The sequence below is a fragment of the Bartonella sp. AC70YNML genome (assembly GCF_042196545.1).
In the GTDB taxonomy this organism is placed as follows: Bacteria; Pseudomonadota; Alphaproteobacteria; order Rhizobiales; family Rhizobiaceae; genus Bartonella.
The window spans coordinates 1-15,509 of record NZ_JBHIQK010000007.1; the positions used below are offsets into that span (position 1 = coordinate 1).

Annotated in this window: 11 protein-coding genes and 1 tRNA gene; 6 read left to right on the forward strand and 6 right to left on the reverse strand. The window is 35.3% G+C overall.

What is annotated here, in order from left to right:
- Window positions 1-415: 415 nt before the first annotated feature.
- A complete protein-coding gene (locus tag ACFIMU_RS05815; protein WP_375696888.1) occupies window positions 416-2,329 on the reverse strand; it encodes an ATP-binding protein in 1,914 nt (637 codons plus the stop codon).
- 117 nt (window positions 2,330-2,446) lie between these two features.
- On the opposite strand from ACFIMU_RS05815, the gene ACFIMU_RS05820 reads away from it, so the two are divergent.
- Complete coding sequence (locus tag ACFIMU_RS05820; RefSeq protein ID WP_375608330.1) at window positions 2,447-2,614, forward strand: hypothetical protein; 168 nt, start codon at window positions 2,447-2,449, stop codon at window positions 2,612-2,614.
- Window positions 2,615-2,775: 161 nt separating this feature from the next.
- Here ACFIMU_RS05820 and ACFIMU_RS05825 read toward each other — a convergent pair.
- Window positions 2,776-2,850 (reverse strand) — tRNA-Glu (locus tag ACFIMU_RS05825).
- Window positions 2,851-3,961: 1,111 nt separating this feature from the next.
- On the opposite strand from ACFIMU_RS05825, the gene ACFIMU_RS05830 reads away from it, so the two are divergent.
- On the forward strand, window positions 3,962-5,278 hold the full coding sequence (locus ACFIMU_RS05830; RefSeq protein ID WP_375696889.1) for a homoserine dehydrogenase: 1,317 nt from the start codon (window positions 3,962-3,964) through the stop codon (window positions 5,276-5,278).
- A gap of 143 nt (window positions 5,279-5,421) precedes the next feature.
- A complete protein-coding gene (gene glpX / locus ACFIMU_RS05835; RefSeq protein ID WP_375606658.1) occupies window positions 5,422-6,408 on the forward strand; it encodes a class II fructose-bisphosphatase in 987 nt (328 codons plus the stop codon).
- A gap of 110 nt (window positions 6,409-6,518) precedes the next feature.
- Here the strand turns inward: glpX and ACFIMU_RS05840 are convergent, their stop codons facing one another.
- Window positions 6,519-7,625, reverse strand: a complete 1,107-nt coding sequence (locus ACFIMU_RS05840; RefSeq protein ID WP_375608328.1) for a branched-chain amino acid aminotransferase — start codon at window positions 7,623-7,625, stop codon at window positions 6,519-6,521.
- 310 nt (window positions 7,626-7,935) lie between these two features.
- Here ACFIMU_RS05840 and ACFIMU_RS05845 point away from each other — a divergent pair, with 310 nt between their 5' ends.
- Window positions 7,936-8,211 carry a hypothetical protein gene (locus ACFIMU_RS05845; protein WP_375606656.1) on the forward strand — a complete coding sequence of 92 codons (276 nt, stop codon included), beginning with the start codon at window positions 7,936-7,938 and terminating at the stop codon, window positions 8,209-8,211.
- 181 nt (window positions 8,212-8,392) lie between these two features.
- On the opposite strand, the gene ACFIMU_RS05850 is transcribed toward ACFIMU_RS05845, so the two are convergent.
- From ACFIMU_RS05850 to ACFIMU_RS05860, 3 genes are all read right to left on the reverse strand, one after another.
- On the reverse strand, window positions 8,393-10,897 hold the full coding sequence (locus ACFIMU_RS05850) for an SPOR domain-containing protein (RefSeq protein WP_375696890.1): 2,505 nt from the start codon (window positions 10,895-10,897) through the stop codon (window positions 8,393-8,395).
- A gap of 151 nt (window positions 10,898-11,048) precedes the next feature.
- On the reverse strand, window positions 11,049-12,806 hold the full coding sequence (gene argS, locus ACFIMU_RS05855) for an arginine--tRNA ligase (RefSeq protein ID WP_375608326.1): 1,758 nt from the start codon (window positions 12,804-12,806) through the stop codon (window positions 11,049-11,051).
- A 30-nt stretch (window positions 12,807-12,836) separates the two neighbouring features.
- Window positions 12,837-14,039: a deoxyguanosinetriphosphate triphosphohydrolase gene (locus ACFIMU_RS05860; RefSeq protein ID WP_375608325.1), complete on the reverse strand. Its 1,203-nt coding sequence runs from the start codon at window positions 14,037-14,039 to the stop codon at window positions 12,837-12,839.
- A 108-nt stretch (window positions 14,040-14,147) separates the two neighbouring features.
- Between ACFIMU_RS05860 and ACFIMU_RS05865 the strand changes: the two genes are divergently transcribed.
- On the forward strand, window positions 14,148-14,471 hold the full coding sequence (locus tag ACFIMU_RS05865; protein ID WP_375606652.1) for a HesB/IscA family protein: 324 nt from the start codon (window positions 14,148-14,150) through the stop codon (window positions 14,469-14,471).
- A 39-nt stretch (window positions 14,472-14,510) separates the two neighbouring features.
- On the forward strand, window positions 14,511-15,500 hold the full coding sequence (locus ACFIMU_RS05870; RefSeq protein WP_375614560.1) for a carboxypeptidase regulatory-like domain-containing protein: 990 nt from the start codon (window positions 14,511-14,513) through the stop codon (window positions 15,498-15,500).
- Window positions 15,501-15,509: the final 9 nt, after the last annotated feature.

Genomic DNA, 15,509 nt, shown 5'->3' on the forward strand with positions numbered 1-15,509 from the left:
TGGTTGCCCATTTATTTGGATAATCAGGATGTTGAGGTCATCAGTTCCAACCTTGCAAGAGATATTTTGAAGCATAATAAGCAGGGAGCCCATTTATGTGGTTGGAAAGATGGCTAGAAAAAACACAAAACGATACAGAACTTATAGAAGCAGAAAAGTGATGTCACGTTATACCAAACAGATTGTATTCATTATACTCTTATTAGCGCTTGATTTTTTGCATCTCATAGAGGCATTGGAAAATATTTTTACACAAAAATCAAATATCCAACTCTAAATACACTCTGGACGCGCAAAATTTTTTAGCAAATGGATTATTAATTTTGCTTGTTTTATGGATGCGACAGATAACATCCTCTCACACTTAAAAAAGCGGATAATCAAAAGCCGAATAATAGAATGCTTCACTGGTTTTCTATGATCGATGGCATAACAAATCCTGTTTAATAATATTCATAAAAGTGCTATTTCGTGATTTTGCGTTACTTAAAATAGTGTGTAGAGAGATAACGTGTACACAAGCATTTAATGTAGGCCAATAACGTCGATAATATTTTCCTTCTGGAGAAAAAATTTTAGTGAAATTATTTGTAACAAGTAATACCTTTTCGTAAGCATCATCTACTTCAGCAATGAGATAGAGATACATTTCTTTAACACCGGCGCTTTGAAGTGTTTCGGCATAATACATTAATTGAGAAACACCTGAATTTTTGTAATCTGCTGTAGGACCTTTAAACTCTATTAAGACAGCACGGTTCCCATTCTCAGAGTCAAAATACACAGCTATATCAGGTCGACTGCGTAATTTTTTATTACTTTTCTCAGAAGTCGATAAAAGCAAATTAACCTTAGTAATAAAGGACTTTATTTCCTTTTCACTTTGTAAATAGCTGTAGCTCATTAAGTTGTCATCAAGTATCCACAAATTATTCTCTTTTAATGGTAAAGATAAGGTTTTATCAGCAGTGCATTGTTGTGGAATAAATAAATTATGAATTTCTTTCTCTAAGGTATTAGGTTTTAATAATTTAGAGAGCTCATTCAAAATATCATCTCGGAATTGAATATATTGAGTTAACTCCAGACTAGCAAAATTTCGTGCTTTTTGTAAATTCTTTTTCGGTGTTCCTTTACCTTCACGAAGAATCTTTCTAAATGTCAACTTCCTTTTTGAATATTCTCTTTCTGCTTTTTCAATAAATGAATCTTCTTTTGAGAAACCACCAATTACATACTTTGTGTCTAGAAAATCTACTAAATAAGGATATTCTTCAGAAATTTTTTTGAGAAGAGCGCTCTTTTTTTCTTTAATTTCTGGAAATCTTATATTAATTGTTTCATCCAAAATACTCTCTAGTTTTTGATTAATATCATACCAAGATAGTTGCGTTTCTAAGTCAGGATTTGTTTCATTAATCTCAAACTCATTTCGTTCATCGTTAACATATTTGTCAAAAACAGGAGATTCCAATAAAAATATCATAATCATATCGTTTATTGGATTGATATTTATAAACTTTGAAAAAGGCATGACAGTACGATTATTAGCACAATAGAAAGCTTCTATTTTAGCTTTAGAGTTTACGTTCTGTTCGAAATAATAAGAAAGGGTGAAGGGAATCTTTAAAGGACCAACTTCAAAAATTTTATTTTCTAAGTAAGGTAAATCTTGCGTATTTATTGTTCTTTTCTCTAAGTTTTCTATAGCTTCTAAATTTTCTATGTCCTTTAAGTTATTTAAATCTTCTAAATTTTTTACATCATGTACATAAAAGTTAATTTGAATATTTTTTTCTTTCAGTAAAAAAAGTAAAGGAAGGAGATGATAATAAATTTCGTTACGGACTAAATTTATATCTAAATCAGTTTGTTCATGAGTTTCTTGTAAATGCAAATGTGTAGTCCACCATTTATAGTTTTCGCTATTTTCCTTTTTAAAAGAATCTTGTGTAAACTGCGGAGTGAAATTTAGTGAAATTTTAGTATGATGTTCATTTTTGCTAAAACTAACAATTTTAACTTCCTTGAATATTTTCAAGTAAGTAATACGTCCAATCCCTTTACATCCTTCTTGAATTTTATAATCACTTTTGTAGGTAGAGAAAGATTTGATATTTTCTTTTGTAAATCCATCTCCATTATCAAAAACACTTATAGAAAAAACTGGTTGATTCTTCCACAAATCCGTATTGCCATAAAGTTGAAATAAAATATCAATTTTTGTCGCATGAGCTTGTATAGAATTAACTATAGCTTCCTTAAGAACTGTAACGATATTCGTTTTTGGAGAAAGATCGCGAATTATAGCATTAAGATTGACAAGCATGAGTACACCAATATATTTTATTTATATATCTCGTTGTAATATTTAAATTTTATGATGATATTAAACGCACTGTGCCTGATGAAAATTAATAACTTCTTACCATAATAGATATTGTATATGCTTGATAATGGTTTTTGTACAGTGATCGTGGAAAATATTCTACTTGTAAAAAATAATGTACCACTTTTGTCTTTTGTCGAGATTGACAAAAGACTTGTTCTTGTGGGGATGAAGGAAAAGATAACTGAACTCTATGCTTTAGATCAGAAAGCAGCAGAACATTAAGGATTTATCAGAATTCAAAAAATTATTAGAGAAAGTCGGCAAAAAAGAATGCTCTTTGTAAAAGCAAGTTTGAAAATCCTATTCCCTAACTTTTATCCACGTACCCCGTACTTTAAAAAAGATATATAAAATCGATAGATTGTGTACAGTAAAAAGAAACATGGTACGCCCAAGGGGAATCGAACCCCTGTTTCCGCCGTGAAAGGGCGATGTCCTAACCGCTAGACGATGGGCGCAAACCAATTATGAGGCTTATAGAGAGGATCTTTTTACTTCGCAAGCCCTCTGTGTCATTTTTTTTGAAAAAAGTGTGTTTTCTTGAATAATTTTTGAGAGACTCTTGGTTGGATCATTTTATTTTTTAAGATTTTTTATAGAAAAAATATAGAGTTATCATGATTGATAGAAAGTTGTGATGTGAGATTTGTCCCAGTGAATGATATTTTCGTTTATTTTTGGTTTGAGGCGTAGGTAAAACGATCAAGACAACATTTTAACAGCATTTTAAATATGTTTATTTTTTGCATATTTTATTGTTTGTTATCTTATGCTTGCACATGAGAATATTATTTAACTTGCTTGAGAGAGCTTTTATACAAAACTTGCTTGCTTGAGTTTATCATAAAATAAAAACTAAAAAGTTGTATATTTTATGAAGTAGAAAGCCGATATTTATTACCAAGGTAACAAATAATACGAATCATACAAAAGTTTCTTTTGAAGCATAAGCTTCAGAATCCTGTCAGTTTAGCAAAATATAAAATAAAAAAAGTTTGTATGATCAAAATGAAAATTATTAAAGTAAGTTTTACAGAATATATTAAAAATTGTTTTTTATCATCTTTAATTTTATATGGTTGTAAGAAATTTAAAATTAAAAGCTCTTTTATTTGTTTCATTCTTTTTGCGTCTCATATGAGAGAGTGTTTTTTGTTTAATGTTTGTTGATTTAGAAGAGATGTGTGTGTGTTCTTTCCAAGTTTTCGCGTGTTATTGATTGTTTTTTGAGAGATTTTTTTCTATCCTTTGTTGATAGAGTTTAGTTTTTATGAGAAGATTTTTTTACTTTTGAAAAAGCAAAGCAATTTTTTATGGTAACTTGCATTTATGAGTTTTGCAGGTTTTCATTCTGAATTAGATATTTTATAAAGATTCTGAAATCTTTGAAGACAATAAATATTATATTTTTAGGAATGTTGATTGAACAAGCGGGGATAATTCTATTAGAAAAAATGAAATGAATAGAGCAGGGTATTTCTTTTGTTTTTATGAACATAAGTACTTTTTGTGTTGATTGGCACATCATTTAAACGATTTTTCAATGAAGATAGGGATCAGTGGTTAATAATGGCAGAAGCTTTAAAAGTTGGTGTTGCGGGACTTGGTACAGTTGGTACTTCAGTTGTTCGAACTCTATGTGAAAAAGCGAATAGTTTAGCTTGTCAATGTGGACGATTCATCAAAGTTGTTTCTGTTAGTGCGCGTGATAAAGGCCGCAATCGTGGAATTGATCTTAGTGGTATAAAATGGTTTGATTCACCTGTGGAGTTGGCTGCTTCTGATGAGATTGATGTTTTTGTAGAGTTAATTGGTGGTGAATTGGATGTGGTGTATACCGCTGTTAAGAGAGCGCTTGAGGCGGGACATCATGTTGTAACAGCCAATAAAGCTCTTCTTGCTCAACATGGAGTAGAGCTCGCTATAATTGCAGAAAAAAAAGGTGTTTTTCTTCATTTTGAAGCAGCTGTTGCTGGGGGAATTCCTGTTATCAAAGCGATGAGAGAATCACTTGTTAGTAATCGCATATCGCGAATTTATGGTATTCTCAATGGAACCTGTAATTATATATTAACACGTATGTTTACGGAAGGTCTTTCATTTAAAGATTGTTTAGCAGATGCACAGAGACTTGGGTATGCTGAAGCAGATCCAAGTTTTGATATTGAGGGAAATGATACTGCTCATAAATTAGCTTTGTTGACAAGCTTGGCATTTGGAACTGCTGTTTCGTTAGATGATGTTTATGTTGAAGGAATTCATAATATTTCGCAAATTGATATTCGAGCAGCTGATGAATTGGGGTATCGGATTAAGCTTTTAGGGGTTGCATTAAAAACGGATTCTGGAATAGAGCAACGCGTTCATCCAACAATGGTACCAACATCCTCGATGATTGCACAGATAAATGGTGTAACCAATGCTCTTTCTATTCAAAGTGATTTATTAGGTGAATTACTGTTTTCTGGTCCCGGTGCCGGAGGAAAGGCAACAGCATCAGCCGTTATTGGTGATTTGGCTGATATAGCAAAAGCACGTTCTGGTTTTCAGTATGCACCTGTTTTAAGACGCCCAGCATTAGAACTTGCTCCTCATAAAAAAGCACGTATTTCGCATCATGCAGGTGGTTATTTTATTCGTTTAAATGTTCATGATCGTACTGGTGTTTTTGCCGCGGTCGCAAGGCATATGGCTGATAATCACATCTCATTGGAGTCGATTGTTCAAAGATCTTTTGTAGAAGATCAAATTGAAAAAACAATTATTTTAATTACGCATGAAACAACAGAGGTGAATGTACGACAGGCACTTGCAGAAATTGAAAAAGATGGACATCTTGTTGCAAAATCTCAATTTATTCGTATTGAACCTATGGCAGAGAATTGATAACTTTCTTGATAATGACAAAAAGGTAAGCTTGAGTTCTTTTGTCTCTTGTGGAAAATTTTCATCTTTGCCAAAAACTTTATTCTTAGTATTTAATAAGGACTCATATTTTTTCTGGTATTCATTCGGTAGGATTTTTTCATATGCCCACAACTCAGAAGATTTTAAATGGACTTGATCGTATTTTGACACTTGAATTGGTACGTGTTACTGAACGTGCTGCTGTTGCTGCTGCACGCTGGCGCGGACGTGGCGATGAAAAGGCTGCGGATCAAGCTGCTGTAGATGCAATGCGGCAGGAACTTAATCGATTGCCTATTGATGGTACAGTGGTGATTGGTGAAGGTGAGCGGGATGAAGCGCCTATGCTTTATATTGGAGAAAAAGTAGGTCTTCAAAGTGGATTGGCGATCGATATTGCACTTGATCCACTAGAGGGAACAACACTTTGTGCTAAAAATATTGCCAATTCTTTGGCTGTGGTTGCAATTGCTGAAAAGGGTAACCTCCTTTATGCTCCTGATGTTTATATGAAAAAAATTGCTATTGGTCCTGGTTATCCAAAGGGAATAGTAGATATAGATGCTTGTCCTGCCGATAATATCCATGCTCTTGCAAAGGCTAAAGGAGTAGCCGTTAATCAGATTACTGTTTGTATTATGGATAGACCTCGTCACGAAAAATTGATTGATGAAGTACGAGCAACAGGAGCAGCGATTCGCTTGATTGGGGATGGAGATGTGGCTGCTGTTATTGATACAACTGATCCAGAAGAAACAGGTATTGATATCTATATGGGGATTGGTGGAGCTCCAGAGGGGGTCTTAGCTTCTGCTGCTTTGCGCTGCATTGGGGGACAGATGCAAGGTCGTTTGCTGCTTGATACAGAAGAGAAAATTGCTCGTGCAGCTAAAATGGGGATTAGTGATCCCAATAAGGTTTATACAATGGAAGAAATGGCAAAGGGTGATGTTTTGTTTTCAGCAACAGGGGTGACAGATGGTAATATGCTTTCTGGCGTTAAATTCACGCCTCGCTATATTCAAACAGAAACTCTCGTAATGCGTTCCCATACGGGAACAGTCCGCAATATTAAAGCACAGCATAAAGATTATTCAAAATTTGATTAATATTTTTTGTAGTCGCTAAAAAATAGAGAAACTTTTTAGTGAGCACGTACGCTTCCATGAAGGTAGATATGTATTCATGGAAGCGTTATAAATATAAAAATATCTCATTATTATGAGAGCTGGATAGAATGTACCCAGCCGTTTTTGTCTTCTATGTCCCCTTTTTGAAGGCCAACCAATTGTGTACGAAGCTGCTTTGTAATTTCTCCAACTGTTTCATTTCCAATAATAAACTCTCCCCCTTTATATTTAAAACGACCAATTGATGTGACAACGGCAGCTGTACCACAAGCAAAGACTTCTTTAAGATGTCCACTCTTTGCATCTTCTTGGAGAGATTTAAAGGAATAAGGACGCTCTTCTATCTCTAATCCTATTTGTTTTGCCAATTCTAAGAGCGAATGACGTGTTATTCCTGGAAGGATTGTTCCATTAAGTGGAGGAGTTACGAGTGTATTATTGTCCATAATAAAGCAGACATTCATACCACCAAGTTCTTCAATCCATTCATGTTCAACCATATCGAGAAAGAGCACTTGGCTACAATTGTTTTCAGTTGCATTTTTTTGTGCAAGTAAGCTCGCTGCATAGTTTCCACCACATTTGGCAGCCCCTGTCCCCCCTGGACCGGCTCGACTATAATCTGTTTCAATCCAAACGCTGACAGATTTTTCTTCTCCTTTGAAATAGGATTCAACTGGAGAGGCTATGATACAAAAAAGATATTCTTGAGAAGAGCGAACACCCAAAAAGCTTTCATTGCCAAACATAAATGGACGTATATAGAGGCTAGCATTGGGATGGTCGGAAACCCATTTTTGATCAATTTTTACTAATTGATGAACGGCATCTAGAAAAATATTTTTTGGTAATTCTGGCATCGCTAACCGTTGTGCTGATTCTATAAAGCGTTGTGCATTGGCATCAGGACGGAAGAGCAAGATGCGTCCATCTTTTGCACGATATGCTTTTAAGCCCTCAAAAATTTCTTGTCCGTAATGCAAAACGGTACTTGCAGGATTAATTTCTAAAGCTTTGTATTGAGAAATGATGGCATTATGCCAGCCTTTGTCTTCAGTCCATTGAATAGTACACATGTGATCTGTAAAAAACTGACCAAAACCGGGACTTTGTAGAATTTTTTCACGTTTTTCTTCTGACAGAGGAGATGGGTGTTTTTCTATTTTAAAGGGAAGCGATGATATGGGAGATTTCATAAAAAACCTTCTGAGTATGTTTCATTTTTATTAATAAAAATAATGAAATATTTTAATTATAACTCTATTATTAACAAAACCTTTGTGTCAATGTTTTATTATAGAATACAAAGGGGTTTATTATAGAATTCAAAGGCTAGGGTAGGGTGGATATTTTAATTCTATCCCTGCCTCTTCTCCTCAACTTTATGAAGTAAGCTGGAACTTTTGTCTATAATTATCGTTTTCTCACAATAAGTATCTGAATAATTTCATATATGCATATTTTCTAGAAATTTAAAGGTAAGGGAATTGAGAAAAGGAATCCACTATGATTGATAAAAATTATCACACATATGAAGAACGTATGGCCGCAGAAAGAAGAGGTCGTGAACAACCTGTTTCAATCGCTAAGGGTATTTTTGCTATTCTTCTTGCGATGGTTATTATCTGGTTTATTTTTGGTTTTTTAGGATCTTTTTTTGCAAAATCTCCTGAACATAGTTCGCGTTATAATACCCCAGAAACAAGCCAAAGCGTAACAACGCCCAAAAAAGATTTAAATTCGCCTCCCCTTGTACCTTATACTTATAAGGGTACGGAGTGATTTTTTCATAAATATAATCTTTTAGATAGAGCAAAAATCGACGTAGATTAAGGAATAAAGTCAGCACAAAGACATAAGCGAAAAAGATTGAGGGAATTGTAATTTCTAACGTTTTCGATAAGTAATGAGCTGGTATGGAAATAAATAATGCAACGGTTGTTAAAACCGCTGCATTATTGGTTTAGCGTGTGATGAAGCAGCTTCCACCAGAACTTTTAATGGATTCACAAAGAATTATGGCTTCATTACGGTCTTGCGCTTGAATCCGAACACGGTAATAAGTGCCTTTTCCTGGTATAAAAGCGGATTGAATATTTAAAGGACGGGCACCAATAAGGAACCCAAATTTAGATTTCATATTTTTTAAAGAATCTCTAGCTAGCTCATGCGTTGGTTGAGATGCAAGTTGTACATAATAACTTTCTGAATTTTGTGGTGCAACTCTGTTTGATGAGGTGGGGCGAGATGCAGTCTCTGTTTCGACTTGTGCATTTCTCTCTGCATGAGAAGGAATTGGGATAAATTTTTCTTCAATATTTGAGCTAGAATTATTTTCTGCGATTATTTTATCAATATTATTTTTGAGATCATGATCTCTTTCTTGGTCGTTTATATCAGAATCATGGGACGAATCTTGAAGTTCATTAGAAGCTTGATCAATGCTTTCTTCAGATTGAGCAGCAGTTTTGCTGTTTGTTTGATGCGCGGGGGCTAGTGTAACTGTACCATCTTGATTGACAATAACAGTTTGTACTTCTCGCATTGGAATAGTATGATTTATGGCTTCTGTGACTGCATCTTCAACATCAGATTCATTTAAAGACGATGAGGAAACGCTTGAAGATTCTTCAGGGTTTAATTCTTTTAAATTTTCAGGTTGTTCAGAGTTATCAATAAGAAATTGTTGTGTATTTTCTTGTTTCTCATTTTGTTCAGTTGTTTGTTTATAGATATCTAAATTATGTGCAACATCATTTTTTGTTTCAGTTGTTTCTGGTTTGAATTTAAAAGGCGTATTATCAGCGTGGATAATGACCGTTTCTTGATTTTTTTGTGATGGCATAAAAAAGTGAGAATAACCAGCAAACCCAATTCCTATTAAAATAAGTATAAAAAAACCTTTAATGAAAGTTTTACCAAAAATAAAACTTTTTAAGGGAGGAGGAGCTGATGGATGCGTGGGAACCTCATCTGAGCTTGTGTATGATGAATTCTCGCTAAAAGAGGGAAAATTATATTCCATATTGGCAGAAGAAAAATAGTCGGAGTTTTGTTCTTTAGAGTTTATATAAACACCTTCTTTTGAATTTTGCATAGACTGATGAAAAATTTCACTAAAAACCTCATTTTTCTGTTGTTTTTGAGAAAAATTATCCGTTGGGACATTCCCTACATTGAGTACATCAGCAAATTCTTCTTCTAAACCACCATTAGTTGGCACATCATATTCTGGCGCTTCATACGGAACTTCTGGAACCATAATAGGGCCAGTTTTTTCTACGATTTCCTCTGAAAATTTATAAGTATCAACATTGGGAGGGGGAGTATCTCTGTGCGTATAGTTATGGGTAAAAAAGTCATCCGTTTGTTTTGTATTTAAAGAGGGGGATGAGGAAAGAAACTCATCTAAATTATTTTCATTATATGAAATTTCTCTATTTGGGTTAGACGCACCTTCGGCGTTATTGATGTATTGGGCTCGAGCCTCATCATATATCGGAACTTTTTCGCTATAAGTTTCTTGTTGTGAGGGGGTTTCTTCAAAAAAATGGGGATAATTGGTTTTATGATCTTCTTGTGAAGCTCCCTTTAAATAAGATTGTCTATCAACTGGTGGAGAATCTAAAGGTGAGGAGAAGGTACTTGTTGTTTGATTTCTTGTAGTGTTTTGTCTTTCTGACACAAGATTAGAAGATGAGAAAAACTCATTTTCCTCTGTAGAAGAGGAGGAATCAGGATAATCTTTTTTAATCCAATTTTCTTGATCAGCTGAAATTTTATAGGGATGGTTTATAGGAGTGTCATAGAGGTTTTGATTGTCATCATAAGTTTTTTGTATATTCGTAGCCTCAGGTTGTTGTGAATTTATTTGTGAAAAACGATTGGTTTGTTCAACATCTTCTGGTGTCTCTCTCTTATTTTCACGCCTTTCAGATTTATCAAAAAAGAAATTTTCTGATTCTGATTGTGACATAAGATTACTTTTTTCAAGAAAAGGATCAGCACTGGTTGCTGTTGTTTTCTGTTGATGTGATTGATTTTTGGGGATTGGTAATGGAGAAAGCGCATCTAAAATTTGTTCTTCATCATGATTGTTAGATGAAGAATATTTCTCTTCAGATAAATTATTTTGTTTTGAATGGTTGAAAGAAGCAGCTTGTGCAATATCTGAGGCTTTTGCGTTGCTGGTTGCATGCAAGCCCCATTGTTTTTTTTGATCATCAAACGGTAAGTCATGTGCTAAATTATTTTCAAGTTCCTCTTCTAGAAAGGACAAATCAAAATCATCATCATGGGATGATATTTCGGGGTGAGATGTTGATCGATCTGTTTTTAAAGAAGATTGCCCATTTTGGTTTCCGCTTTGTTTGTGCGGATTAAAAATGCGCGTAAGCCTTTCTAAAGGATCATGGTGTTCATGATCGTGTTTTGTTTCGTGTAGATTTTTGCGATCGTTATCGCTCATAGCTTTTCTCACATGATGGTTTGCACTTACGTGCAATCAATGGTTGATTTTGATTTGTTATATTAAAATTATAAATTTTCCCCCTCTCATGCAAGGATACATGAAAAAGTTTATCAATAGAGTACCTATTGTATGTATTTATAGAACTTTTTCAACGCATTTCTATGGGTGCTTCGACTCCTATGATGGTAAGCCCTGATGATAAAATATTGATAACAGCTTGTATCAATCCTAATCTTGCAAAGGATAACTCTTTATCATCGGGTTGAATAAAGCGTAAATTGAGATTTTCACTCCCTTTATTCCAATGGGTGTGAAAGCTGGAGGCAAGGTCATAAAGATAAAACGCTAATCGATGCGGTTCCTTATGAACTACGGCCTGTTCAATGATACGTGGATATTCAGAAAGTTTGCGTATTAACAATATTTCATGGTCATCTGTTAATCGATGAAGATAGGTAATCAATGTATCATTTGAAAAGCTTTTAATATGAAGCGCTTCTTGTGCTTGACGAAAGACTGAGTGACAACGTGCACTTGCATATTGTACGTAAAAGATGGGGTTATCTTTTGATTGTTCTGTTACTTTTGCAAAATCAAAATCAAGAGGCGCTTCACACTTACGGTATAACATCATAAAACGCACAGGATCACGACCAACTTCTTCGACAACATCCCGTAGAGTGACAAATGATCCTGCTCTTTTTGACATGCGGACAGGTTGACCGTTGCGAAAGAGTTTTACCAATTGACATAAGAAAACACTTAATTTGGCTTTATCACCAGAAATCGCTTTTGCCATTGCCTCTAGTCGTTTTACATAGCCAGCATGGTCTGCGCCTAGAATATAAATCATTTCATCAAAATGACGATTAAATTTATCCCGAAAATAAGCAACATCAGCAGCAAAATAAGTGTAAGAACCGTCAGATTTGACTAAAACACGGTCTTGGTCATCACCGACATTTGTTGAACGGAACAAAGTTTGTTCGCTTGGTTCCCAGTCTTCTGTGTTTTGTCCTTTGGGAGGGGGGAGTTTTCCTTTGTAGATATAACCATTTAAAGTGAGGTCGTTGATAGTGTTACGAATGGCACGTGCATTATCTGCATAAAGCATTCGCTCAGAGAAAAAGATATCATGATAAATATTAAGAGCAGCCAAATCTTCGCGAATCATGGACATCATTGCATGAATTGCACGTTCTTTCACAAGAGATAAGGCTTCATCTTTATCCATTGTGAGGAGTTGGTCACCAAACTCTTGAGCAAGCGATTGACCCAATGGTATCAAGTATTCTCCAGGATAGAGTCCTTCTGGAATTTCATTAATTTTTTGCCCAAGAGCTTCACGATAGCGCAATAGTACCGAATGGGCGAGGACTTCGATTTGTTGACCCGCATCATTGATATAATACTCTTTTGTAATGTTATAGCCCGTAAATTGTAGCAAATTGGAGAGAACATCCCCAACAACCGCTCCGCGGCAATGTCCTACATGCATTGGTCCTGTCGGATTTGCTGAGACATATTCAACATTGACGCATTTTCCTTGTCCCATTGGAATACGACCATAAGAAGTGCCTAATTCAAGCATAGATTTTATAGCATCTTGCCAAAATAATTTTGTAAGCTTTATGTTTATAAAACCAGGACCGGCAACATCTATATTTTCGATAGAGGAATCATTTTTAAGAAGTTCTATGATTTTATCTGCAAGTGCACGTGGATTGATTCCAATAGATTTTGCAAGCACCATAGCAGCATTGGTTGATAAATGACCATGGGAGGAATCACGCGGAGGATCAACAGTGATTTTTGATAAATCTAGATCTTCTCCATTTTTTCCTTTTATATCAGATAATTCAATTGATCTCTTAATTTTTTTTTCGAAGTTTTTAAAGATATTCATATTTAGCTTCCATGATGATGCCAAAAGCCATTAAACGAAATTATCTGTATGGTCAAATAAACGCTGATATTCACGTAGAGCGTAGTGATCCGTCATGCCTGAAAGAAAGTCAGCAATCAAACGTGCTAACTCTTGATTTTTTAAGTGCACTGCTTTGCTCTGCCAACTTTCAGGCATTGTATTTGGATTTTCATAATAACAATTGAATAATTTTTGTACAATGCATTTTGCTGCATTGCGACGACTAAGAACCTGTTCATGGTAGTAAAGATTTTTAAATAAAAAGTTTTTTAGTTCTTTTTCATAAACGGTCATTGTCGGTGAAAAGGTAACAATGGTTTGTTTTGCTTGGTGAATATCGTTTATGCTTGTTGGTTTGATGCGTGCTAAATTTTTTTGTGACTGTTTGATAACATCTTCAACCATGGTTGTTATTTGTCTTCGTACAAGTGTGTAACCGCGACGCGTTTGGTCGAGGTGGGGATGCTCATCTGTTATATCTTTTAATATTGCTGCTGTTAGTGAAACATGTTCAAATTGATCGAGTGTTAAAAATTGCGAACGTAGACCATCATCAATATCATGCGCATTGTATGCGATATCATCTGCAATAGCAGCACATTGCGCTTCTAATCCTGCAAAACAATCGAGTGCAAGATCTTGCTTTACATTGTATTGTAAAATATCGATAGGAACCTCCTTATTCTTCGCGTAAGGCCCTAAAAGGGGACCATTGTGCTTTACAAGTCCTTCGAGGGTTTCCCATGTAAGGTTAAGTCCATCAAAATTTGCATAGCGCTGTTCTAGTTTTGTTACAATGCGTAATGCTTGTGCATTATGATCAAAGCCGCCATAATATACCATGGCTTCATTAAGAGCATCTTCTCCAGCATGGCCAAAGGGTGTGTGTCCAAAGTCGTGAACAAGGGCAATGGCTTCGGCAAGGTCTTCATCAAGACACAGGGCACGGGCTAATGTTCTTGCAATTTGAGAAACCTCTATGGAATGGGTTAGGCGAGTACGATAATGATCGCTTTCATCAGCAATAAACACTTGCGTTTTATGTTTAAGACGTCGAAATGCATTAGAATGGATAATACGATCTCTATCTCGTTGAAAAGGTGAGCGTGTGGTGCTCATCGTTTCATGGTATAATCGACCACGGCTTGTTTGTGGATGAGCACTGTATACTGCTCGAGATTGGTAATTGAAGTCGATATTTCCTATATCCATTGCAAGCTGTCTATTATCATCTTAAAATTGAGAGTGGTTTATGACAAATAAACTGCTCTTTGAGTGTAGGATACTCTTTCTTGATGGTTTAATGCAAGGATATATAAAATGAATGTGAAAATTTCAGATGTTGCTGCCAAAAAAATTGCACAGATACTTTTGCGTGAACCCGATAAAATAGCATTACGTATTTCTGTTGAAGGTGGTGGGTGTTCTGGTTTTTCTTATAAATATGACTTGGTTTCTGAAATGTGTGAAGATGACCTCGTTCTCAAAAAAGACGGGGCAGTTGTGTTTATTGATTTACTATCACTTCCTTTTATGGAAGGAGCTGAGATTGATTTTGTTGATGATCTTATGGGGCAGTCTTTTCAAGTCCACAATCCCAATGCTGTTTCATCATGTGGTTGTGGTGTAAGTTTCTCAATTTAAAATGATGGCTGTGTGATATTGTTTCTTGAAAAAAAGATCATGTTGGTCAACAATGCAAAAATGGGTATTCTTATAAAAATAGTGCACCGATGTGTATGGTTGTGCGTGGTGCTTGCTTTATTGACTTGGAGTCACTGTGCTTTTTCTGAAGCAGGAGAAGGGCAAAATCAGCAGCAGAGACAATCAAGGAGTTTTATTGTAAAGACTCAAGAGCAGGAAAATGAAAACTTAGCATCTCAAACACAACTCATTTTGAATGCTCGATTAACAAATAGTCATCCGGATATTGAAAAAGGGCTTGTCTGGCGGGTTTATGCCCCTATTCTAGGGATTGATAATAAATTACCATTAGTGGCAACCTATAAGGGGGGAAGTGCACGTTTTAATCTCGAACCAGGAAATTATCTTGTTCATGTCTCATTTGGTCACACGAGTGCTGTGCGCCATATTCGTTTAGAAAATGGGCAAAGTCTTGTAAAAAACTTTAATCTTAAGGCTGGTGGTGTTATTTTAAATGCAACATTGCTCAATGGCGTAATGAATGAAAAGGAACTCCGTTTTACCATTTATGAGGATGAAAAAGAAAATGATGATACGGGAGTGATTATATCAAATGTTAAACCCCACTCAGTTGTGCGTTTAAAAGCTGGCCGCTACCATGTTGCTTCCCATTATGGTTCTATTAATGCGACGGCTCGTTCGGATATTCAAGTGGATGCTGGTAAAATAACAGAAGCTACTCTTGAACATCAGGCCGCTCAAATTGTCTTAAAGCTGGTCCGACAAGAAGGAGGAGAAGCACTTGCAGATACAAGTTGGTCTCTTGCCAATGATTCTGGTGATATCGTTTATGAAACAGTTGGTGCGTATGTTTCACTCGTGTTAGCGGAGGGAGAGTATATTGCAATTGCTAAAAATAAAGATAAAATTTATCAAAAAGTTTTTTCAGTCGTTTCTGGTCATGATGAAGATATAAGTGTGGTGGCGAATGAACAAAATATGCAACGAATTGATGAAGATGTGGATTGATCGTTGTTC

Excerpts from the sequence above, each read along its gene's own strand:
- ACFIMU_RS05820 (WP_375608330.1), top strand. The coding sequence starts at position 2,447 with ATGCTTGATAATGGTTTTTGTACAGTGATCGTGGAAAATATTCTACTT.
- ACFIMU_RS05840 (WP_375608328.1), bottom strand. The coding sequence starts at position 7,625 with ATGAAATCTCCCATATCATCGCTTCCCTTTAAAATAGAAAAACACCCA.
- ACFIMU_RS05830 (WP_375696889.1), top strand. The coding sequence starts at position 3,962 with ATGGCAGAAGCTTTAAAAGTTGGTGTTGCGGGACTTGGTACAGTTGGT.
- ACFIMU_RS05865 (WP_375606652.1), top strand. The coding sequence starts at position 14,148 with ATGAATGTGAAAATTTCAGATGTTGCTGCCAAAAAAATTGCACAGATA.
- ACFIMU_RS05815 (WP_375696888.1), bottom strand. The coding sequence starts at position 2,329 with ATGCTTGTCAATCTTAATGCTATAATTCGCGATCTTTCTCCAAAAACG.
- glpX (WP_375606658.1), top strand. The coding sequence starts at position 5,422 with ATGCCCACAACTCAGAAGATTTTAAATGGACTTGATCGTATTTTGACA.
- ACFIMU_RS05860 (WP_375608325.1), bottom strand. The coding sequence starts at position 14,039 with ATGGATATAGGAAATATCGACTTCAATTACCAATCTCGAGCAGTATAC.
- argS (WP_375608326.1), bottom strand. The coding sequence starts at position 12,806 with ATGAATATCTTTAAAAACTTCGAAAAAAAAATTAAGAGATCAATTGAA.
- ACFIMU_RS05850 (WP_375696890.1), bottom strand. The coding sequence starts at position 10,897 with ATGAGCGATAACGATCGCAAAAATCTACACGAAACAAAACACGATCAT.
- ACFIMU_RS05870 (WP_375614560.1), top strand. The coding sequence starts at position 14,511 with ATGTTGGTCAACAATGCAAAAATGGGTATTCTTATAAAAATAGTGCAC.
- ACFIMU_RS05845 (WP_375606656.1), top strand. The coding sequence starts at position 7,936 with ATGATTGATAAAAATTATCACACATATGAAGAACGTATGGCCGCAGAA.